Annotated in this window: 18 protein-coding genes; 4 read left to right on the forward strand and 14 right to left on the reverse strand. The window is 48.4% G+C overall.

Annotated elements, in window-relative coordinates; genetic code table 11:
• Positions 1–69: 69 nt before the first annotated feature.
• Together CMR03_RS21590 and CMR03_RS21595 are read right to left on the reverse strand one after the other, a co-directional pair.
• A complete protein-coding gene (locus CMR03_RS21590) occupies positions 70–897 on the reverse strand; it encodes an MBL fold metallo-hydrolase (RefSeq protein WP_096012607.1) in 828 nt (275 codons plus the stop codon).
• Between the two features lie 156 nt (positions 898–1,053).
• A complete protein-coding gene (locus tag CMR03_RS21595) occupies positions 1,054–2,139 on the reverse strand; it encodes a mechanosensitive ion channel family protein (protein WP_172823924.1) in 1,086 nt (361 codons plus the stop codon).
• Positions 2,140–3,036: 897 nt separating this feature from the next.
• Between CMR03_RS21595 and CMR03_RS21600 the strand changes: the two genes are divergently transcribed.
• Positions 3,037–3,930, forward strand: a complete 894-nt coding sequence (locus CMR03_RS21600) for a dihydrodipicolinate synthase family protein (RefSeq protein WP_096012608.1) — start codon at positions 3,037–3,039, stop codon at positions 3,928–3,930.
• Positions 3,931–4,044: 114 nt separating this feature from the next.
• Here CMR03_RS21600 and CMR03_RS21605 read toward each other — a convergent pair whose 3' ends face one another.
• Positions 4,045–4,620, reverse strand: coding sequence for a hypothetical protein (locus CMR03_RS21605; protein ID WP_096012609.1), 576 nt, complete (start codon positions 4,618–4,620; stop codon positions 4,045–4,047).
• A 131-nt stretch (positions 4,621–4,751) separates the two neighbouring features.
• On the opposite strand from CMR03_RS21605, the gene CMR03_RS21610 reads away from it, so the two are divergent.
• Positions 4,752–5,660, forward strand: a complete 909-nt coding sequence (locus CMR03_RS21610; RefSeq protein WP_096012610.1) for a LysR substrate-binding domain-containing protein — start codon at positions 4,752–4,754, stop codon at positions 5,658–5,660.
• A 30-nt stretch (positions 5,661–5,690) separates the two neighbouring features.
• Here the strand turns inward: CMR03_RS21610 and CMR03_RS21615 are convergent, their stop codons facing one another.
• From CMR03_RS21615 to CMR03_RS21645, 7 genes are all read right to left on the reverse strand, one after another.
• On the reverse strand, positions 5,691–7,121 hold the full coding sequence (locus tag CMR03_RS21615; protein ID WP_096012611.1) for a purine-cytosine permease family protein: 1,431 nt from the start codon (positions 7,119–7,121) through the stop codon (positions 5,691–5,693).
• A gap of 513 nt (positions 7,122–7,634) precedes the next feature.
• Positions 7,635–8,504, reverse strand: coding sequence for an N-acetylmuramoyl-L-alanine amidase (locus CMR03_RS21620; protein WP_482811327.1), 870 nt, complete (start codon positions 8,502–8,504; stop codon positions 7,635–7,637).
• Between the two features lie 24 nt (positions 8,505–8,528).
• On the reverse strand, positions 8,529–8,804 hold the full coding sequence (locus CMR03_RS21625) for a helix-turn-helix transcriptional regulator (protein WP_096012613.1): 276 nt from the start codon (positions 8,802–8,804) through the stop codon (positions 8,529–8,531).
• Positions 8,805–9,489: 685 nt separating this feature from the next.
• The gene (locus tag CMR03_RS21630; RefSeq protein ID WP_013025676.1) at positions 9,490–9,738 is read right to left on the reverse strand and encodes a helix-turn-helix transcriptional regulator; all 249 of its coding nucleotides are present in this window, start codon (positions 9,736–9,738) and stop codon (positions 9,490–9,492) included.
• A gap of 51 nt (positions 9,739–9,789) precedes the next feature.
• On the reverse strand, positions 9,790–10,494 hold the full coding sequence (locus CMR03_RS21635; RefSeq protein ID WP_013025675.1) for a fimbria/pilus periplasmic chaperone: 705 nt from the start codon (positions 10,492–10,494) through the stop codon (positions 9,790–9,792).
• Positions 10,466–12,826, reverse strand: coding sequence for a fimbria/pilus outer membrane usher protein (locus CMR03_RS21640; protein ID WP_063879467.1), 2,361 nt, complete (start codon positions 12,824–12,826; stop codon positions 10,466–10,468). The genes CMR03_RS21635 and CMR03_RS21640 overlap by 29 nt, the downstream gene beginning before the upstream one ends.
• A gap of 56 nt (positions 12,827–12,882) precedes the next feature.
• Positions 12,883–13,569 (reverse strand): DUF1120 domain-containing protein, encoded by a 687-nt coding sequence (locus CMR03_RS21645; RefSeq protein ID WP_244181413.1) that lies wholly within the window; start codon positions 13,567–13,569, stop codon positions 12,883–12,885.
• Positions 13,570–15,350: 1,781 nt separating this feature from the next.
• On the opposite strand from CMR03_RS21645, the gene CMR03_RS21650 reads away from it, so the two are divergent.
• Together CMR03_RS21650 and CMR03_RS21655 are read left to right on the forward strand one after the other, a co-directional pair.
• Positions 15,351–16,244 carry a winged helix-turn-helix domain-containing protein gene (locus CMR03_RS21650; RefSeq protein WP_063879466.1) on the forward strand — a complete coding sequence of 298 codons (894 nt, stop codon included), beginning with the start codon at positions 15,351–15,353 and terminating at the stop codon, positions 16,242–16,244.
• Positions 16,237–16,695 carry a hypothetical protein gene (locus tag CMR03_RS21655; protein WP_063879465.1) on the forward strand — a complete coding sequence of 153 codons (459 nt, stop codon included), beginning with the start codon at positions 16,237–16,239 and terminating at the stop codon, positions 16,693–16,695. Before CMR03_RS21650 ends, CMR03_RS21655 begins: the two co-directional genes overlap by 8 nt.
• Positions 16,696–16,779: 84 nt before the next feature.
• Here the strand turns inward: CMR03_RS21655 and CMR03_RS21660 are convergent, their stop codons facing one another.
• The 4 genes from CMR03_RS21660 to CMR03_RS21675 all read right to left on the reverse strand — a co-directional run bounded on the left by CMR03_RS21660 (position 16,780) and on the right by CMR03_RS21675 (position 22,399).
• The gene (locus CMR03_RS21660; RefSeq protein WP_096012614.1) at positions 16,780–18,360 is read right to left on the reverse strand and encodes a sensor domain-containing diguanylate cyclase; all 1,581 of its coding nucleotides are present in this window, start codon (positions 18,358–18,360) and stop codon (positions 16,780–16,782) included.
• A gap of 526 nt (positions 18,361–18,886) precedes the next feature.
• Positions 18,887–19,873, reverse strand: a complete 987-nt coding sequence (gene yjfF / locus CMR03_RS21665) for a galactofuranose ABC transporter, permease protein YjfF (RefSeq protein ID WP_096012615.1) — start codon at positions 19,871–19,873, stop codon at positions 18,887–18,889.
• On the reverse strand, positions 19,870–20,886 hold the full coding sequence (gene ytfT / locus CMR03_RS21670) for a galactofuranose ABC transporter, ATP-binding protein YtfT (protein WP_096012616.1): 1,017 nt from the start codon (positions 20,884–20,886) through the stop codon (positions 19,870–19,872). The genes yjfF and ytfT overlap by 4 nt, the downstream gene beginning before the upstream one ends.
• Positions 20,879–22,399: a sugar ABC transporter ATP-binding protein gene (locus tag CMR03_RS21675; protein WP_096012617.1), complete on the reverse strand. Its 1,521-nt coding sequence runs from the start codon at positions 22,397–22,399 to the stop codon at positions 20,879–20,881. The genes ytfT and CMR03_RS21675 overlap by 8 nt, the downstream gene beginning before the upstream one ends.
• Between the last annotated feature and the right edge of the window lie 25 nt (positions 22,400–22,424).

A 22,424-nucleotide genomic window follows, 5' to 3' on the forward strand; every position in this document is an offset into this window, starting at 1 on the left:
CGAAAATCCTTGAACGGCCCAAAAAAAAAGAGCGCATGGCGGCCCTGAGCCGGAGCGACAGGGGCTTACTCAGACAAAGCGCCATTCAAACCCGTTTGCGGATTTATTCAGATAACCCGCAGACGACTGGGCGAAGTGCGAACTGAAACATAATGCCTGATGATCGGCGGCCCATTCCATTGCCCATCGGCGTTGCACTTCCGCCTGGTCGGCATCTGCACAAAAGCGAGAGGCCAGATGGGGTTGCCTGACCTGAAGTTCGTTATGCATAAGATCGCCGGTAAATAAGGCATATTCTCCCGCGCTGTGCAGAATAATTGACGCGTGATCGTGGCTGTGACCGGGCGTGGGCACAAAGCGTAATAATTCAGCAAGGATCGGTTTTGTCGTCATATCCAGCGTTTCAAGTAAGCCAGCCTCGATAACCGGATTGATGCTGTCCTCTAACAGGGTTTGTCTTGCAGGATCGTTTTGCCAGTTTTTCAGACCGATATCGGAACAGTAATAGCGCGCATTCCTGAAAAACGGCGTCCACTTGCCTTCCACCTGGTGGGTGTTCCAGCCCACATGATCGCCATGCAAGTGGGTGATCAAAACAAAATCCACCTCATCGGGATCGATGCCCGTCTCGCGGAAACGATGTTCATAAGGTGTATCCAGTTGATGAGAAAGCGGAGATCCGGGACGCTCACGCCCGTTGCCACTGGCTGTATCAATGACAAGGGTGGCGCCCGGTGTCCGGACAATCCAGCTATGCACCGAAAGCGAGATGTTTTCAGGGGAAAGGCTATCCAGTGGCTGGTCAGGATAGAGCATACTTACCGATAAAGAGGCCTCAAGTTCAGGCACTTTAAAAACCTCACAGTCACCCACGCGATAGATCGATTTGTGTTTCATAGGCCCCCTTAAAAACAGAATGGAATGATGCGTCCGGTTTGCATCATCGAATCATGCCATCCACTACGCATGTAAACAAACAGCAGAAGTACAGTTGTCCTGACGCTTATACGGCGAGCAGCACCTCTGTACCTTCCACTCTCCCCAAATACGCGATTAGCAGCGGGCTTCTTTGTCTACCGCATCGGCGTCGGTCAGGGTTGCCCTGACATGAGGCAAACTCTGCGGATAATTTTGCTGAATAAACTCAATCATTTTTTCCCGTACGTAACAGCGTAAATCCCAGGCTGTGGGGGAATTCTGTGCCGTCATCAATAACCTGATGGTCATGGTTCTTTCGGTCGTATCGGTCACCTGAAGCACCTGGGTCTGTTGATCCCAGAGTTTTGTTTCGCTCAGCACTTTTTCAAAATGTCTGCGGAGCGGCTCCAACGGCATGGAGTAATCCACATAAAGAAACACCGATCCTAATATTTGTGCGTTATTACGCGTCCAGTTCTGGAAGGCGTTTTCTGTAAAATAGGTAATGGGCAGCACCAGTCGGCGTAGATCCCAGATACGCACAACAACATAGGTCAGATTTATCTCCTCAATCCATCCCCATTCTTTTTCAACGACCACGGCATCGTCAATTTTTATTGGTTGCGTAAAGGCGATCTGGATGCCAGCAAACAGGTTGACCAGCGACTTCTGCAGGGCAAAACCAATGATGATCCCTGCTACTCCGGCACCGGCCAGAATTGTCGTGCCGAATTTACGCACACCTGGAAAACTGAGCAGAATCATCGACAAACAGAATGACACAAGGATGACGATTGCCACTTTTTTTACATAGATTAACTGCGTGCGAATTTTACGGGCACGAAGGTTATTTGAAAGATTAATGTCATAGCGTATAAAAAGCATATCCTGTGCGACATTCGTCAATCGAATCAAAATAGAGCAGACGGATAAAATAATAAATATATTGGCGGTAGCCGTTATGAAATTAAGGGATTGCGGGGGGATATTGATATAATTCACCCCGATATTGATTAACACTAAAGGGATAAAAAGAAACAGGGACCCACGAAGGTGCTTTTCAAGGGATTTGAATAACTTTCTGTCGCGACTTTGCCAGTAACGGATAAACCTGAGAAGAATAAATCGAGCAAGAAACCCCACTATTAATGAGAGAATAACGAGTAATACTGCAGGTACCCAGGCTGGCGCACCCGATAACTCACCAAAAATCAAAGACATCATATTCCCTTCCATTCCACCGACAACATTCAGTTGCCAGACAAGTCACTAAAATCAGTAACCGTTGTTCTCTCGGTTATCTGAGGATTACATGATTACGTACATCAGTTTATGAAAAATTTGACCCGCTGCCGTGTCGGACAGTTAAAAACCTTCAAAAGAAACGGATATTTGACTAAGAAAACCAGAGCAACCTACTGAAATCGTTATTTATAGCTGACCTTTTCAGAGAACACGCAGAATATCGGCATTCCAACCTGGCGTGTGCGTTTTCTCGTTACAGGTGATGAATCCGTGGTCAACGGCCAGGTGTTTGTGTGTGCGACAGGTTAAAAATTGGCGACCAATATGACGTGCAATGCGCTGTATGCCTTGCACTTTAGACAGACATCCACATTGTTTTATAAAAATACAGTGTAGGTGCCAGGCCGAAACAGGCCGTGACGGAGGGAGGATACGGGTTCGTTGGCGCATTTACCTGCGTGCGCCTCGTCCTGACAGGAAAGCGATTTCATCTTCCAACAACCCTTTGCGCGAGACGAGGATACCCAGGTTATCTTCCCGGCCGCAGTTTAAACAACCACGTCCTCGAAGGCTTTGCGCAGTGCATCTTCTCCCACACGGGGATTTGTTATTGGAGCAGCACACTGAGACTCAATGCACGGAAGCCCGGCGCGAGACGTGCAACGTCAGGGCTGATTGACGGATGAGCGGGGAACATAAAATAATCCTGTAATGACCGTTTTAAATCACGATAATGACCAGTGAACAAAAAAGTTAATATGCCTGCGCAGGCGATGAAACACTGGTTTTTACCATGACGGTGAGCGCGTAGGCGCGCTGAGAAATGGGATGTCGGATAGCAGCAAACTTATCTTTATTCTGGAGGAATAACCTATGTTTCACGGTTTGAGCGCTTTTCCACTTACTCCTGTTACGCGCAATGGTTTTGACGAACGTGGATTTGTCCGCCTTCTTGAACGCATTACGTCGGCCCGCGTCGACTCGATTGGCGTTCTGGGATCAACAGGCAGTTATGCCTACCTGACGCGCCAGGCGCGTAGCCGGATAGCTGGCATTGCAAAGTCATATGCGGGCACGATTCCGGTGATGGTTTGCGTGGGTGCCGTCAGCACCGATGAGGTAATGCGGCTGACCGATGACGCGCAGGCGGCCGGAGCAGATGCGCTGCTGCTGCCGCCAGTTTCGTACCAGACGCTGACGGACAATGAGGTTTTTGGCTTGTTTGAGACTCTGACGCAGCACACTTCAGTGCCGGTCTGCATCTATGATAATCCAGGTACAACGCGCTTTACATTCTCTGACGAATTGCACGGACGTATCGCCAGGCTGCCTGGCATTCAATCCGTTAAAATCCCGGGCGTACCGGCCTCGCCGGAGGAGGCGCTGGCACGCGTCCAACGCCTGAAGGAAAAACTGCCTGCAAAGGTAACGGTTGGCATTAGCGGCGACGCCAGTGCGGCGGCAGGACTCAACGCAGGCTGTGACGTGTGGTACTCCGTCTGCGGCGGCCTGTTCCCGCATGCGGCAAAAGAAATCACCGACGCAGCAGCACGCGGAGAGCACGAGCGGGTTACGCAGCTCGGCGAGCGCCTTAATCCGCTATGGGCGCTGTTTCGCAAACACGGAGGCAGCATCCGTGTTATGGCAGCGGCGGCGGGCGTGCTGGGGCTGACCGAGGTTGACTGCCTGCCCCGACCTCTTCTTCCCCTTTCTGCGAGTGATATTGCTGAAGTGGCTGCTGTTATTCAATCCCTTGATCTGAAGTAAGCGAGTTGCCATATTCGGGCCTGGCATGTTCTTGACCGTGAAGGCACAAACCAACGTAACGGCCGCCAGCGCCCTGTGCAAAGACGTGCAAACCGAGTGATAACGCTCTCGTACCTACCGCGAAATGCCGGTTTGCTGAATAATTTTACAGTACAACCCACCCAGCAATGCCAGGTCTGTTAAAAGCCCAGTCGCCCCCGTAAACCCGCCCCAGTGTCTGGCGAGAAGGATAATCACACTGCTGAAGATCATTGCCAGCACCATAACTGACACCCGTAAACCACTGGGGCGAATCTCCTCCCAGTGGCGCTTCAAGGGTCCAGCCACCCAGCCTTGTCCAAGCCCGGATAAACCCACACCAGGCAGCAGCAGGCAGGCATTGTGAGGGTTTTGAAAGGCGATTATAAGCAAGACTAAACCACAGGCAGCCAGGAGAAACCCATAGCAAAGACGAGTGACAACCTGCTGACGTTTCATGATGCCCAGCCTGGCCAGCATATTGCCAAAGAAGAATGAAGCCAGCAGAGAGCTTAGCCCCATCCCCCCAGCGATAAAGCCTTGCGTCATGGCAAAGCTGAAAATCAGTACCAGCTCAGCGACCAGGAGACTTAACAGGATACCAGACGTGATGTTTCTTCCCTCTTCAGTAACAGTAACAGAATCTGATTCAGGTAAAGTGAAAATCGCCATAGCTAGCCTCGCAGTAATAACAGATGACATAAAATTAAATTCATCGTGGCTGAGTAATGAATTAAGCTTACGGTCTGTGCTGCAAGGGAATCAAAGTCATAGTTTTCAGCCATAGGTGAAAATAACTCATCATGAAGCCATCCCGTTTACCGCCGCTTGGTGCGCTGCGCGCGTTTCATTCCGTCGCGTCAGCCCTGAGCTTTAAGCAAGCCGCGATAACGCTGAACGTGAGCGCGACAGCCGTCAGCCACCAGATACGTTTGATTGAATCGACGCTTGAATGTCGGGTATTTGAACGCAATGCTCAGGGCGTTAAGCTGACGGAAGCCGGTAAGCTGCTGTATGCGGGCACTCAGTCCGCCTTTACAGCATTAGAAACCTCGGTCAGTAAGATTGACCGGGCAAGACGGCCGCCGACGTTAACCATTACCACCACATCCAATTTTCTGACCAACTGGCTGGTTCCGCGCCTGGCGGATTTCAAGGCGCAATTTCCGCACATTGACTTACATCTGCACACCAGCGTTGAAAAGGTCGATTTAACCCAGCGCACCGTGGACGTGGCGATCCGCTATCGTGAAGCCCCGGAAGATGAGCTGCACAATACTTTGCTCTACAAGGATCGGTTTGTGGCGTTAGCCAGCCCGTTGCTGGCGTTGAATGCGCCCGGCGATCTTCTCGGCGTCACGCTTTTCCACGTCGAAAACCGCCATGTTCCGACAGAATCACCGGACTGGTCGCACTGGAAACGTCGCTATGGGCCGTCCAGTTTGAACATCAGCAAAGGTCTCTATTTCAGTGATGAAACGCACGCACTGCAGGCAGCGGTTGCGGGGCAAGGCGTGGTCATTGCCAGCAAGCTGCTGGCGGAGGATCTGATTAAACGTAACATGCTGGTGACGTTATTCGGGTCATGCTTACCGGGCGCGAATTACTATCTGGTGACGATGAAAGATATGGCGGATCGACCTGACGTGGCGGCACTGCGGGAGTGTCTGGTCAGGGAAATGCAAGTCGCATTAACCCGTAGAGATCAGTAACCGCCGCCCTGCCCGGCGGCCCTAACCCTGTTATTCAGCCGGGTAGATTGAACGCGCCAGTTTACCCCGGCGATCCCATCGGCTGGCTACCAGCCACAGCAGTGCCGTCACCAACCAGCCAATAATCCACGAGATGTCATTGCCGGCAAAAACCCAGGTAAGAGAACCATGATGTAACGGGTTATCAATAAAGGGCAACTGCACCATCACCCCCAGGCAGTAGACCGTAATACCGGCCCAGTTCCAGCGGCCATAGCGTCCGTCTGGCGTTGACAGTGCCGGGACATCCACTTTGCCTTTCGTGATGAGATAGAAATCAGTCAGGCTTATCGCGCTCCAGGGGACAAAGAAGGCCAGCAGGAACAGCAGGAAATGCGTGAAGGATTTCAGGAAGGCCGGTTCACTGAGCAGTGCAATGATGCAGGCAACGGTGACCATCAGGACCACAAACAGAACGCGTGCCCCCCGACTGAGCGAAGTTTGCTGGCGGAAGCCCGATACAATTGTCGTCAGCGACATAAAGCTGCCGTAGGCATTCAGGGTGGTAAAGGTGATTTTCCCAAAGCAGATCGCAAAATAGATCACCATCGCCATCGTAGCCGTGCTGCCTAAGCTCACAATATAGCCGACCTCATTGCCTGAAAACGCCTTCCCGGCAATCGCGGCAACGATCACGCCCAGGGTCATTGATGCCTGGGTGCCGGTCATGCTGCCAAAGAACACCGAGCAGAACAGCGTCCTTGCGGAAACATCGGCGGGAAGATAGCGCGAATAGTCAGAGACATAGGGGCAAAACGCAATTTGCCAGGAGGAAGACAGCGAGATCGCCAGCAGAAAGTTAGCCAGCGTAAAATGGCGATTCTGCCATACCGCCGATAAGTCGTGAGTGGAGAGCAGCGTGATGAACAAATAGGCAAAGGCCAGGACGCCGATCACGCTCGCCAGTTTCCCCAGTTGATGAATCACACGATAGCCCAGCACCGCAATCACCACAATAAGGGCGCTAAACACCACCATTCCGGTCGCGTTGCTGACGTGAATAAGCTTCGCCAGCGCCTGTCCCGCCAGCACCGTACCACTGGCAGAAAAGCCGACGTACATTATACAGACCAGCACCAGGGGAATGACCGCACCGAATACACCAAACTGCATGCGGCTGGTGATCATCTGCGGTAACCCCAGGCGCGGGCCCTGAATGGCATGTAACGACATGATGCCCGCCCCGATGATTTGGCCGACCAGCAGCCCAACCAGCGACCACACCACATCGCCGCCCAGAACCACAGCCAGCGCGCCCGTGACAATGGCGGTGATTTGCAGATTACCGCCAAACCAGAGGGTAAACTGGCTGAAAGGCTGCCCGTGACGTTCGCGCGGCGGGATGTAATCAATCGAACGGGTTTCTGACAGGCGCGGTTTCTCTGCGCCTGAATAATCTGCTGCAGGTGATTCAGCTGGCATAGTTTCCTCACTGGAACACAGCATACGCGGTGCGTTGAGACCTATTGTTGAACGGATGGATGCGTAAACGGTAGTACATGTATATACATGTAACGATACTGTCATGCGAGTTGAGAAGTTACAAGATGACGCGTCATTGGAAAATGTGATGGTGCAGGCAAGCCTGACAGGTGAACGCGCATCGCTTGCAAGCATGTCGGGCGTGAAAACGAACAATCGCACTGGCTCCTGCCCTCAACCCGTCAGATTGACGTATTTAAGGCAAAGCCGAGTACAGGAGAAACGCGCCACATGCCTTACCAGGTGTTAAATCCACAACAGCCAACACGGGAAAATTGCGATATGAATCGCCGTCTGGCTCCGTTAACAAACTGACTGGAGCCCTTATAAGGAGTCAGCCTAAACATAACGTTTGCCCGTTAGCCGCCCACCCAGCAAACCGCCTCTGCGTTATTGGCATGCGTAACAGCCCGATGCTCAAAGTCGCTGCCTGGCCTTGAGTTGATGATCCCTTCAATCAATGGCCTTTGGGCGATACTGTTCGTTAAGCGCCTGAGCAATTGCCTCTGTTTCCGCATCAGGTATGCCGTTATCAAGCGCCGGTCTGAAGTGCATTTGAAACGCCTGAATGGTTTTTATAGTCTCCTCGTCCAGCACACCCGTTTGTGGAATAGCATCATATCCATAGGTTTTAAGTAGCACCTGCATTTTATGAACATTCACAGGTTCGGTTGGCAGACGACCGTTGAGATATTTTTTTATTTTCTCTGCTTCCGGCCAGGCCCCGATCCCCTGAGCAGCCAGTTGTTTCCAGGGAAACAGCTTACCGGGGTCTTGTTTTCGCAGGGGGGCGATATCACTATGACCGACTACGTTATCAGGGGTAATATTATAACGCTGGATAATGCGCCTGGACAACGCGACAAGCGCCTTGATTTGTTTTTCATCGTAGGGATACCAGGTTTTATGTCCCAACATATTTTCTGAAAAACCACGATTAACAATCTCAATACCGACAGAAGAATCATTGAGATTGACACGCCCATTCCAGTTACTGACACCGGCGTGCCAGGCGCGCTTATCTCCATGGACCAGTTGATAGATGAGGGGTTTATCTGCTGTATTGTCAGGCGACTCAGGAATAAGGTAATGGGCGCTGACATTATTACCTGTAAGAAGTTTTAACGATGTTGCGTTATCAGCGGCCGTGTAATGAAAAACCAGGAAACGAATACGTTCGTTTTGGGCGAGTGAAGAATAATCATGGCTCAGCGTATAGTCTTGCCTGTTTGCTTTTGACGAAATGCTATGGCTACAACCTGTAAGTGATAACAGTAAAAACAGGCTGGTAAGGATGCATCTTGCATTCTTTTTAATTCCCATATCAATTAAATCTTTTTGCAACATTTACTTTATCCTGATCGCTCTTTTATTCTGACGGAGGATAGAAAATTCAATCTCGCTCCTCTGATAAGAAAGCCTGTTTTCCAAAAACCACATAATGAATTCATTATCATTCTTCACGCCGATTTTTTTCATCACTCTCCGTTTATAATAACTGACTGCTTTCTCCGGCAGATTCATCCATTCGGCCATTTGCCTTACTGTCATCCCGGTCATAAAAAACCAGGTAACCGCTACTTCATTTTCAGTAAATGTCAGACAACGTTTTGCATTATCCATAAAAGTCACAACCCCTCCACTGGAGCAATAATTTTTTATCTCTCCACAAATAACCAAAAAAATATTTAATTAACAATCAACTTCAAATCCCAACCTGTCATTCATCATCCCAACGCCATATAAAAATGCCACCTTCCCTAACCTGGTGGCATTCAGTGAACGACTAGCTAAGATAATTCCGGATTGTACGTACCGGATTAACATGCCCCCCTCAACCCGGCATCATAATTTCTAAAAACGCCGCGTCTAATTGATAGAAACCCTAAGCACGAAGCCACACAGAACAGATTTCCATTCTCAGAATATCGGATGTACTGTTTTTTATTAGCCTCTCGCTATTTTTATATTCAATAAAGCGTTCAGCTCAGAACATTGAGATAACAATTTTAGGACGTTACACAACCAGAAAGGGTATTATCTGCGCCTGTCTGTAACTCATCCCCGCCAGTTACAGAAAGGCGCAGAATCCTCCGGCAATATCTTTCCCCCCTACAGCGGCCAAAAGCCCCCTTTTCCTCGCAACGTTTTGCCAGCACCGCCTCCAACGCCATAAACCTTCCCTGCACCTGCCCACTCACATTGCGGAGAGGAAGGCATATCGCCGGCACAGTGCCGAGAGCGTTCGCCAAAATATTCAAACTACGTACACCCGTTGGTCATTAATTGGATGAATCCTCGTTTTGCACTAACCCTCCCTCTCCTCAAGACTAAAAGAGGGACGGTTGGCGATGAACCAGAGAATAAGTTCCTTATTGTTTTTCACACCTAATTTACGCATCACCCTGCGTTTGTGGTAACGAATTTTCAGCACATCCATGCCTGTCCGGCACGCAATCTGCTGTAATTTCATTCCGGTCATGTAAAACCCTATTACGGCAATTTCTTTGTCCGTTAAAAAAACATTTTCTCCATGTTTCCCGATAACCCTAAGCACATGTTATCTCCATAGCGAATCAGTAAACCTCAAAGGCGCGCCTGCAATAAACTACAGGGTGACTTTATTTGTTTTTAACTGATAATTATAATCACTGACGCTGGTGATGCTCAGATGCATACCCTTTGAAAGTGGATGAGAAGGTGTAGCGCACAACGTCTCCTGCGGAAGAACATAAGGCTTCGTAAAAGTGATTTTCGATCCGCCTTCATCTGTATTAACCAAAGGTGAGAAACGGAACACTTTAGCGCTGGGATTACTTATACAGAGATCGCCGCGGACTAACTGATATTGTACGCGCTGCCACATATCTTTTTGCTCGATATCTTTTCTGACGTTAACTACGACCGGCAGATCTTGCCCAATGAGAATTTTCACCTTTCCATCGCTGACCTCATCCTTAGGTGGTAATCCTGTAAATACGACGCGCGCGATATGCTCTTTTACATCCGGCGTATTGGTACGGTAAATTACCCGAATGCTCTGGATGTCGCCCGGACCTATTACAATAGCCTGAGGTTCAGTATACAGTGTCCCACCGGCAAGATTATCGTCTGGTAGACGCCGGATTTTGCTGTAAAGCAGCACACTTTTATCGCCATTATTCTTAATATCAATAGTCGACTCCTGCTTACCTGACTCGATCAACACCGCTGATGATGAAGGTAGAATTTCGGCACTGGCATCATGAATAAGACCTGTAAATATGAAAACACTCATAGAAACGTTACGAAGCATGGCAGTTGAAAATAACATTTTTAATACTCTCCTGTTGATTCAGACGACGAGATGAAAGTTTACATTGCATATTTAAATGCGTAGGTGACGACATACCTTCTGATTCCAGCTTTCCGATATCTTTTTCATCGATTAAAAGAATATCTTTGTCGATGAAACGGGCAATTAATTTTCCAGAACCGTCATAAAAAAGATCACTCTGATGAATGTCAGAAGGTTTGTGGCTCCATTTCAACAGCATTGAACGGTTATCCGCTATGCCAAATTTAAAGAACGGCACCGATCCGCGAACAGCTGAAAAATCTCTGACGTTGTTTTTAATGATTACACCTGATGGCAGACCTTCCGGGCTAACGCGAATAAAATCATTTCGTCCTTCAGCGACAGGCGTAATTATGGCTTTTCCATCATGATTGGTGACCGCACTACTTTGTAATGAGGCGACATCAAGATAATGATGGACGCCTGTGTCGACCACCGCCCAGGTATTGCCAATACGGTTTGGTGAGAAAATAACGCCTTCTTTACTAATGGCAACAGCACCGGATAAATATGCCGCGGTGGTCTGCGATACGCCTCCGGCATCTCGTCCCTGGGAGAGCGAGACATCCGCAGTGGTGTAAGGTGTAATGACGGCATTATCCAGCGAGTAGCTTTCTGACCGACCCGCGCCCGACGTACGCATCTGGCTGGCAGTCACGGTATAGTTTTTAGATACCGGCGCACTGAGCGAATTCGACAGGCGCGCTCTGTTACCGTACGTGTAATACTGACTTCGCCAGTTAGCGCTGTGTTTGTTGAAACTTAGTGGAAGGCTCAAGAAAAGATTGAGGCTGATCTTATCTTTTTGCGTTTGTCCGGGGCTTAAAGACATGTAGGAGACACCTACGCCCAACGAAGCTTTTCCCACAGGTAAGTTCAGACTGCCTGACAATGAATTGAAACCAGGCGCATCGTAGAAACGATAATGTGTTAACGAGATACTTCCTGTCACGCCATAGGAAAACTGCTGCGTCTGCGTTAAACCAATGCTGCTCCGCTGTGCATTGTAATTCCCGAGTCGTGCCTGGCCAATATAGCTAAAATGCCGGCTGTTACGACTAAAATTAAGGCTGGTATTTTTATAGCTGCCTGAAACATCCAAACTCAGGCCCTTCTGGTTTTTCTCATTTTGTACGCTTGTCAGGCTGGAGCGAAAGCGAAAATCTTTTTCGAAAGCCGTATTGCTGACCGTAAGCCCGCGATAGCCTGACGCAGTGACCATAGCGACCGATGGGGCGAAGATTGAATTTAGCGTTCTGGAGAAACCGGCGCCGCTTACCGTGCTTCTGCTGCCGCTAACGGTACGTCCCGTAAAAGCATAATAGCCCGCGTTACCATCCTGGTCAGAGGTGATTTGCGCGCGTGAGATGATGCGCGAGTCAACGATCTGCCCGTCTCGCTTAACCAATACCCTGACGTCATCACTAAAGCCAGCTACCGGAATATTACGCAGTTCCGCATGGCCTTTCTGAATGATTTGTTTCCAGAGAAGCAAGTTATTTTGCCAGAACTCGACAGTCAGCGTTTCTGCAGCTTCATAATTAAAGTTCACAAATGCCGTCGCGTTGCCGTTGGCGGAGGAGATGATGGCACCATCAATATAGCCAGTGCCAAACCCACCATCGCTAACGATTGTTCGTCCTGCGCGGACGCGAACATTTTGATAGTCTCGCTCAATATAGCCATCACGTATCGTGTTAACCGCCGTACGTGCGTTACGGCTGCTAAAGGAACTGTAGTAACCATGTGAGCGAATAATCGTATTGTTCATATTAATTCCGGCTTCATAATCTGTATTGATACTGTTGAGGGAGGTTTCTCCTCCTGAAAAGCGATAGGCATAGGTATTGTAATTTATAAATGCCCCGTTCCCGCCACTCAACCTTTGCTTCCCCTCTGGATTAATCAGATATTTTACAGGGACTAATAACCGTAAGGTATTATTAGCCCGATCAAATTTAGCCTGAATCTGTTTATCCAGATAAAAATATTTACTGCCATTTCTGGCTTTGTAGGGCGACCATGCTAACGCTTTTATTCCTGCTTTTGATTTTATGTCTTCCGAATAAACCGCTGCATTTTTAACCGAAAAAACCCTTCCTGATAAAATATATTTTCCATTGATGTAAATATCAGATTCCGTTTCTCGCTCTGGCATTACATGCTGATTAAGTGCATTATCAAGCTGCGCAGAAGTGATACCATTCGCAGCCATCAAATTAGAATCAAAATGTAGCGTTTCACTCCGCACTGGTGCTGTAAAAATTAAAAAGAAAATAACAGTAACAACATAATATATTTTTTGCATGTCAAAATCAGGCACCTCATAGGGAGATGCCTGCTGTCGCTCTCAAAAAAAATAAATTAAAAATAACGTACGTTAATCTGTGCAGTACCCTGCCAGTCAACCTGTTGCGCATTCGTTATCATATTTCCGGCGTTTAATTGCGGTTCGATGTCAAACACCCATGAAATATCTTTCCCTGAGGCTGGTGCACTGGTCGTTTCATCCCATGGTGTCCAGTCTTCCGTTTTCTTATAACTCCAATCGGCATTTAACACACGACCAAACGCAGTACCACTGTGCGAACCACTATTCTGGTAACCGAAAGAGGCCGTATTGGTCACGCCGTCTACCGTTGATGAAACAGGGCTGATGGTAAAATTCCCCAATTTATTTCCCGTTACCGGATCCATCCCTAAACCAAAAATACGCGTACTATCTGCATGCCCACTTCTGTTATTGGTATTCACACCCACCATAGCACTGCTTTCATTGGGGTCGGTCGCCCAGAATGCCACTTTCTGCGCTGAGGGACAACTTACCTGTAATGTCACTTGTTTCGCTGCAAAGGTATTGACCGCGGTTTGATTAAGATCTTTGTGCTGAGTAATCCCCCAGTCAAGAGCCTCACCGCCTACAACACTTGCTGTACAGGCGTTCGGCGCAATGATGCCATGAACATTAATGTCGGTTCCCGCCATGGCTGAATGGCAAAATAATACACTGGTGGTGAAACTCAACGCTAATACTGTTTTATTAAAAGACACGTTATTCTTCCTTATCTCTGTATAAAAAAAATCGACACAAGCCGCTCAGGCTTAATGCGGTGAGAAATATAACGTTAAACATTGAAATCGCCATATGAATTAATCTCTTTTTTTATAAAATAATCTTTTGTTTTTTATTGTTAAAAATCAATAAGATAGACATATACTCTATGCCACATTTAAAGCAATATTTTTTTTGATTGATTTATAAATAAATTCAGAAAAGAACATACACATCAACTCCCAATATTTACTTATCACTGAGTGAAAACTCGTCTTTTAAAGATTGCAATGGACACCTGCCGGATTAGCCTGCCCTTTCCAGTCCCTTTTCATACTTTTTTCTGTGTCGAAGCGTCAGTACACACAACGCCATGCCGTCACATCTGATTGACGCTGTTTCATTGCCCTACTAATCACGTTTAAAATAGACAAACGTTCAGCCTGACGTTGTCGTTGGTCACTCGACCTGAATGCATTACTTAAGATGTTTCATTCCTGACCATTTTCATTCCTTTAGTTCATTCCTGGTTTACATTGACTCACAGCCATATCTTTTAGTCAGATAGTCGTACCAGAAAAGCTTACCGTTTTATCCTACCTCCCCGTTAAATCAGCAATATGTTTGAAAAAGAAAGTGCTGTGCAAGCCGTGACGCTCTTAGAACATTGGGCCAGAGGCTTGGGTTGCGCACTTTCGATACTTAACGTCAGGAGATCAGGAAACGACAGACATTCTGTCAGGTCGATGAGAGTGGTGTTTGTTACAGCGGGATATTGATTATATGATATCTACGATGCGTTGCTAAGCCATAATGTCGCAGGTATGGATAAATACAGAATGACACAGGTAAGTGAGGGCAGTTAAAAACATCATCAACGCCCCATTGAAATGCAATACCTTAACATTAAACGAAGCAACGTAAGATTCTGTGATGCCCACCTGGAATTCTCGCGTGATTTACTTAAACAACGGCTGATGCGTGATCTCAGGCTGCAGTGACGATGAGTATCATTGAGGTAGAGGTTCTTTGAAAATGGAGGGTGTATTCGTTCCGCTCAGTCTGCAATCTGGGCTTAATCTGGTTGGTTTAACAACCCTGCACATTATTTTCTTGCAGATTTTATCCTCGCCCAACCCCCCTGGTCGCATGATGTCTGTCTGCGCGACCTGAGGATTGCGCGCATGCAGCTACGCCTACCTCTGATGTGGATAGCGCTGACGGCTTATTAAAAGACGTATGTATGTGCGTTTTTCATATGAGTGCGTATGCTGACAACAACGTCTATTTTGAATGATGCAGTGAACGGCAGCAAGCGCGTAAACCAATGAGAGTTCAAATGAATCTGACACCTGCCGTTGACCAGAACGCCTGACTGACAGGGCAAATGAGAATGTATATAATTACTATTAGAGAAATTTTTGAGAAGTTAATTGCGCGTTTTAACATCGTTATCTGCTGTCTTTCGCGTGCGACAGCGGGCTACATAAGAAGCCTAAACCCGCTTCAGGTTCCCTCTAAAAACATTACTATTTTTTATTAAATTAAATTTAAAATTATAAACAATAAAATCAATTACTTACAACTTAAATCATGTATTTTATATTCCACTTAAATTAAAAAAGACAAAGGCATGCAAATAAAACTCTTTTATTTAATTTGATTTGGAAATTATTCAGCACTATGCTGATGTCGATTCAGATAACAAATTTTTATCTATTAATTCCTTTCAATAGATGGGTATTCATGTCCATTTCTTTTGGTACAGATGGAGAGCACTTTGAGCCGAAAGATTACACTTAATCACTTTCTGGTTTTTGAACCCGAGAAAAAAAGAATTACTGGCAGAGGCAATCCGGCGATCATTAGTGCTTCAGCATCACTATGCTTCGAGTTGCTCATTGAAAATGTCGGTGAGTTAGTCACTCATCAACAGTTTTTTGACTATGCATGGCGTCGTTTTGGCATGGAGCCGACCTCTACGTCCCTCTATCAGAATATATCCAGCCTCAGGCGCGCACTGAGTAAAGCCGGACTGCAGGAAGACATCATTCGAACGATGCCCCGGCGTGGTTTTATCCTGTCACCACAAACCGTGGTGATGAAAGAAAATACCGTTACAGCCTCTTCAGCAGCTGTCTTGAGTGAGAAAAATTATGAACCTCTTTCGTCAGAAGAAAACACAGAATCCCACGAGGGAGCATCTCCAGCCGTGTTACAGCACGCAGATGTCGAAGATGATAAAGATCATAAGACGGTTTTACCCTCAACTCGTCAACGTGATCACTCGCCATGGTTACCCAAAACAGAAATGTTGTTAGCACGACTCTCTTTTAAAAATGTGTTTTTTACCGCCATCACTTTCGTTTCTTTTTGCTGTATTTTTATTTTTATCAAAGTCGAACCGCAATCGGCAGAGCCCGTTTTCGCTCACAGCATGGACTATAAAGGCTGCGTGATTTTTAATAACTCAGACGCCTGGCTCAATAGCGCTGAGTTAAAAAAACGCGTAGATGATTTGGATATCAATTGTAAAGACAGTCAATATATCTATATGACATCTTTTAAAAATGCTGACAGACTCTCTTACTTTCAATGCCAGCACCCCTTGCACGCTACAATTCGAGCAAACTGTCTCTCTCATTATTATGTTAAGAATTTCAATGATGAATAAAATTCTGGTTCTGACAGGGCTATGCTTTATCGCTCTTTTATTGTATCCATTTAGTGGAAACCGGGAACACCGTATATCGTGTAAAGCGGATATTTCTTATCAGTGGCAAGACAGCACGCTAAATTTATTCATTTCTCAAAACATCCAGAATGGCAAAGGGATACTGGCTCTCTCGGGTACGCTTCATGAAAAAAATAAAGGCGATGGTTATTTAAGTAAAACCATATCTTTCTCCTATCGAGAACAGGGCTATTATTATCACCTTAACTCAGATTTGGTCATCAACTCGCCACAAATGACCATGAGCGTTCAGGATCAAAGAAAATGGCTACCTGATTTCTTTATTGAAAAAGGGAAGCCTCTGCTGCTGAAAATCAGGCCTTACGGTGATAAAGCCTGGCTTTTTTACTCTGAGACTACGCCACTTTTCGTCTGTGAAAGAAGTAGTTAGCTTTTTTAACGATTTTTCACCCTTGTCTACTGCACGACGCTGAGATCTCAATGTTGATAATCTTGACGTCGTGCAGTGCATTTTTTACGACGAAATCAGTTTACTTCTGGCAGAAACAACTCTGTTTCGCCCCTCATGCTTTGCCTGGTACAACCATTGGTCAACGGAAAGCAATGTTTCCTCAATATCGTTGTTATGGTGAGCTAAACTCTCCACGCCAGCTGATATTGTCATTTTTCCTACTTCGCTAAATTGCGCACATGCGATATGTTCACGGATACGATTTGCAATAGATTCAGCCTCTGAGATTTTTGTATTCGGAAAGAAAACAACAAATTCTTCGCCACCAAACCGACAAACAATATCGTTAGTGCGGCAGCCTTTTTTTAAAAACATCGCGACGGCCACTAACGTTTTATCACCGATATCATGCCCATAGTGATCATTAATGCGCTTAAAGTAATCGATATCGAAAGAGGCAAGACTATGTTCGTTTTTAGCAGAGAGGTAAGGCGCGGTAAGTTGCTCAAATCCACGTCGGTTATACAGTTTGGTCAGATGATCGGTTATTGCATCATCACGTAATATAGCCAACGTTTTATTAATTGTGTTCGAATAAGCCAAAAAAGATTTTTTCAGCCGGTCAGATTCTTTATACCACGTTTTTATACCCTTGATTTTGGGAGGCAAATCCTTCGTTGTAGTAGACCGGGTCAGGCCAGCGAGTCTTTCGAGCGGTTTGGAAATCTGCGTGGAAACAAAGATGCTCACACCGACCAATAGCAATGCTATCACCAGTCCATAAACCAACACATCTTTAGCGATAAGCGTGAGTGTCGTGCTGACCACGTCAGGCGAAACGCATACGAATACGTGCCAGTTGGTTTTGATAACGTCTGAATAGCCTAACAGGCAGTCGCGTTGTTCTAACGTTGTCTTTAATCCACCGCTGCTGGCCTGATTCAGCCGCGTCGTCAGGCTGGTAGTCAAAGGATTGTTCTTTCCTGTAAGCATCTCATCAGGTGAATAAATGACTTCTCCAGTATCTGAAACAATGCTGATCGTTGTTTTATCAGTGTAAAAATGATGGCTCATGAGGCGGCTTAAAATACTTTTTCTTTTCAGGTAGATAGATCCTGCAATATAACCCAGATACGCCCCCGAAGAGGAATAGATCGGGTTCGACAAAAAAATGAGATAGTTACCTGTGGAAGGTGTAAAGGGTTCTGATACGAACGCCCCCTTTTTTACCGCCATCAACTGCTCAGGGGCAACATTCAAAGACGTACCAACAGGCAGTAAACCTGGTGGAGAGGATGCCGCAACGTAACCGTCTGGCGTTAGCATCACGACTGAACTGAACATATCCGATTGCAGTCTTAATCTGTCAGCTTCTTGCTGTAGTGCCTGTTTGTCTTCAAAACGTTTAATCTGAGTGGCACTGTATGCAAGCTCTTTTTGTGCCGTTCTGAATGTACTGTCGGCCATATCAGCAAGCTTACGGGCATAGGCGGTGTTAGATTCAATGATTCTTTTTTCAGTCAGAACCTTAAGAACAACGCCCACCACCAATATCAGCATGAGTGCAGTAATGACTATGCAACCAACAGAATGCAGGCACAGAAGCCCTTTTAACGAGGGTTTATAGGTTTTATTCATTCCCACAGCAGGTCTCTGTTATTTGCCATCATTATTTCAAAGATATTAGCACTGCCTGGAAAAAACAAAGCGTTTCACGGCTAAACGTCACCCTCTTACTCTCGCTAATCAGCGACATCGCGCTGATAAAGGCGTAAATCCAGCGCTTGCCAGACTGGCAATCCGGTGACGCAGTTATACCGCTGGCACCCTCTTCTCCATCATTAACCTTATTCTGCCGTGAAAAAAGAGGCGGGCCGTCGTTAACGTCTTCTGGAACAGGCCAAATACGTACAGGACAGGCATTCATTGCAAATGCGTTATGACCTGCTAGCAATAATAAACCGACATAACGCAGAGGGAATGGACATGCTTTATCCGTGATTGAGAAAGCATGCAGGCTGGCATGATGTGATACAACGCATGCACCCGCACGATGAATAATCCCTGTTGAGGCAATGCTTATTCACTCACGCTCTCTCACCTACCATTACCGATTATGGGTTGCGCCACCTGCTACTCAAAAAAGCGGCGCATCAGCGCCGCCCTTAGCTTATTGAATCAGCCGTTTCACCGGCGCGTTCCGTTGACGATCCCAAATTACCGTCAGCAGGCGCTGTAACGCGATAAACGCAAACAACAGAATGCCGATAGCAATCTTGGTCCACCAGGAGCTGAGCGTGCCGTCGAAGTTGATCCAGGTTTGGATAAGCCCCTGGATTAACACGCCAAACAACGTGCCCAGTACCGTGCCCACGCCACCGGACAGTAAGGTACCGCCGATCACGACGGACGCAATTGCATCCAGTTCTACGCCCAACCCTGCCAGAGCATAGCCCGCCGAGGTATAGATGGAAAAAACAATGCCCGCCAGCGTCGCTAAGGTGGTCGACAGCATGTAGATCTTGATGGTGGTGGCGCGGGTTGAAACGCCCATGAGCTGCGCGGAGGTCAGGCTGCCGCCAATCGCATAAACCTGATTACCAAAGCGTGTACGGTGCGCCAGAATAATGCCTCCGGCGACTACCAGCAGCATGATCAGCGCCAGCAGACTGAGCCGACCGCCGCCAGGAACCTTCCATGCCATGCTGGACAGCGTAGCGTAAAGCGGATGATCGATGGGAATCGAGTTCTCAGACACCAGGTAGCTGCAGCCACGCAGGAAGAACATCCCCGCCAGGGTGATAATAAACGCGGGAATTTTCAGCGCATCGATCAGCCAGCCCATCATGGCACCAAACATCGCCCCCATACTCAGGACCAGGGCGAACGCCAGGACGGGATTGAGGTGATAATCGCCGATAACCTTTGCCAGAAACACGCCAGAAAACGCGATGACGGCCCCCACCGACAGATCGATTCCGCCCGACAGAATCACAAAGGTCATTCCAACAGCGATGATGCCGAGGAAGGCGTTATCCGTCAAAATGTTACAGATCACCCGGGTTGAGGCAAAGCCGGGAAACTGGCTCAGGCAAAACAAATAGCCCATCACAAACACCAGCAGTGTGATCATTAAAGGCAGATGACGTTTAATCATGATGGACGTCTCCGTTTAAACATCGCAATAAAGCGCGGGGATTGCAGCAACAGGACGCACATCACGACTATTGCCTTCACCACCTGATTCAGCTCTGGCGGAAAGCCAGACAGTAAAATACCGGTATTCATCGACTGGATAATCAATGCGCCAATCAGTGACAGTGCGATATTAAACCGACCGCCCATCAGCGATGCCCCGCCAATCACGACGGCCAGAATCGCATCCAGTTCCAGCCACAATCCGGCATTATTGGCATCCGCACCGCGAATATCCGCCGCCACAATCAGGCCGGCTACCGCTGCGCAGAGCCCGCTGATGGCGTAGGTGGACATCACCACCAGCCAGCCATTCACCCCGGCATTACGCGCGGCGCGCAAGTTGATGCCCACGGCCTCAATAAACAGCCCCAGCGCCGTTTTGCGCGCCAGCAGCCAGACCAGCAGCGCCACCGCCACGGTAATCCACACCGGCACCGGTAATAACCAGAGTGAACCATTGCCAAACCAGCCCAGGCTGTCGTTGTTAAACGTTACGATTTGCCCTTGAGTGATAAGCTGAGCAATACCGCGTCCGGCCACCATTAAAATCAGCGTGGCGACAAAAGGCTGAATACGCAGTAATGCCACCAGAATGCCGTTCCATATGCCGCACGCCAGCCCGCTGGCCAGCGTGACCATAATGATAAACGGCACGCTGTGCCCGGCGACGGTCAAGGTGGCGGCGGTCGCTCCGGCAATCGCCATTACCGCCCCCACCGACAGGTCGATGCCACCAGTGGCGATGACCAGCGTCATGCCAATAGCCAGTAACGCAACAGGCGCTGCACGGTTGATAATGTCGATCGGGCTACCAAACAGCCGACCGTCCTGTAAGTGAATGGCAAAGAAATTGTTCGCGACCAGGCTGTCGACGATCAGCACCAGTAACAGCGCAATGATCTGTGGCATACCGGGCGGCAGCCTGAACTTGCGACGTTGAGGTTTGGTCGCGGTGACCGGGGATTCAAGCATGCTGCGTACCTCCATCAGCAATAGCGTTAACGATTGCCGCCACAGAAAGCTGCTCCAGTGGAATCTCAGCCACCTGTTTCAGGTCACGCATGATCAATACGCGATCGGCGTAGCCCACCAGCTCTTCCAGCTCCGAGGAAATCACCAACAATGCCAGGCCATCGGCACATAAGGATTCTATCAAGCGGATAATTTCCGCATGGGCGCCCACGTCAATCCCGCGCGTCGGCTCATCCAGGATCAGAAACTGCGGTTTCGTCACCAGCCAGCGTGACAGCAGGACCTTTTGCTGATTACCGCCGGATAACAGCTCCACAGGTTGCTCCGCGTGCGGTGTGCGAATACCCAGACTTTTAATAAAGCGCTCGGCAATGGCCTGCTGTTCCCGCTTTTTAATCGGACGTAACCAGCCACGCTGCGCCTGTAATGCCAGAATGATATTTTCACGCACCGAGGCTGCGCCGATGATGCCGTCTGTTTTACGGTCTTCCGGGCAGAACCCCATGCCAAGGCGAGAAGCCTGCGCAGGCGTGCGAATATGTTCAACCTTCCCTTTAATTTTTGCCGTACCGCGATCGGCGCGACGAATGCCAAACAGGACTTCTGCCGTCTCCGTGCGACCGGACCCCAACAATCCGGCCAGCCCCACCACTTCACCAGGTCTGACCTGCAGGTTGAAGGGCTCGATAGTGCCCTTTTTGCCGTAGTCTTCAAACGACACCACAGGCTGATTGCTGCGCAGCGTACTGCCCTGCCGTTGCAATGCGGTGGCCATCAGCTCTCGGCCAATCATCAACTTTACCAGCTCAATCTGCGGCAGGGTTGCTGTGTCATGCGTGGCGATGAATTTACCATTGCGCAGGACGGTGATGCGGTCGGTAATGCGGTAAACCTGATCCAGAAAATGCGTCACAAATATCAGGCTCATGCCGCGATTCTTTAGCTGCGTCATGAGGGTAAAAAGCATTTCAACTTCACTGGCATCCAGACTGGCGGTGGGCTCGTCCAGAATCAGGACCTGCGCAGAGAGATCGACGGCCCGGCAGATGGCGATAATCTGCTGCATCGCGACCGAGTAGTGACCGAGAGGTCGGGTGACGTCCAGGGCAAAACCGTAATTACGCATCAGGGCATCGGCATCGCGAACCATGCGCTTACGGTCAATCATGCCGAAACGGCGCGGTTCCCGACCGATATACAGGTTGTCAGCCACCGACATGTTCGGCAGCAGATTAACTTCCTGATAGACCGTCCCGATACCGATCTCCTGGGCTTCGGCGGTGCTGCGCGGCGAAATCGACTGACCGTTTAACGTGATCGTGCCGCTGTCCCGGGTATATACGCCGGTCAGGACTTTAATCAGTGTGGATTTTCCTGCGCCGTTTTCACCCAGCAGCGCCATGATTTCGCCTTTGCGCAGGCTGAGTGAGACATCATCCAGCGCTTTCACGCCGGGGAAGCCTTTGCTGACACCGCTGATGGCTAAAAGAGGGTGTTCGTCGTGTGTGGTCATGCTGTCAACTCCGCACTACATCATA

Source organism: Pantoea allii, assembly GCF_002307475.1.
GTDB lineage: Bacteria > Pseudomonadota > Gammaproteobacteria > Enterobacterales > Enterobacteriaceae > Pantoea > Pantoea allii.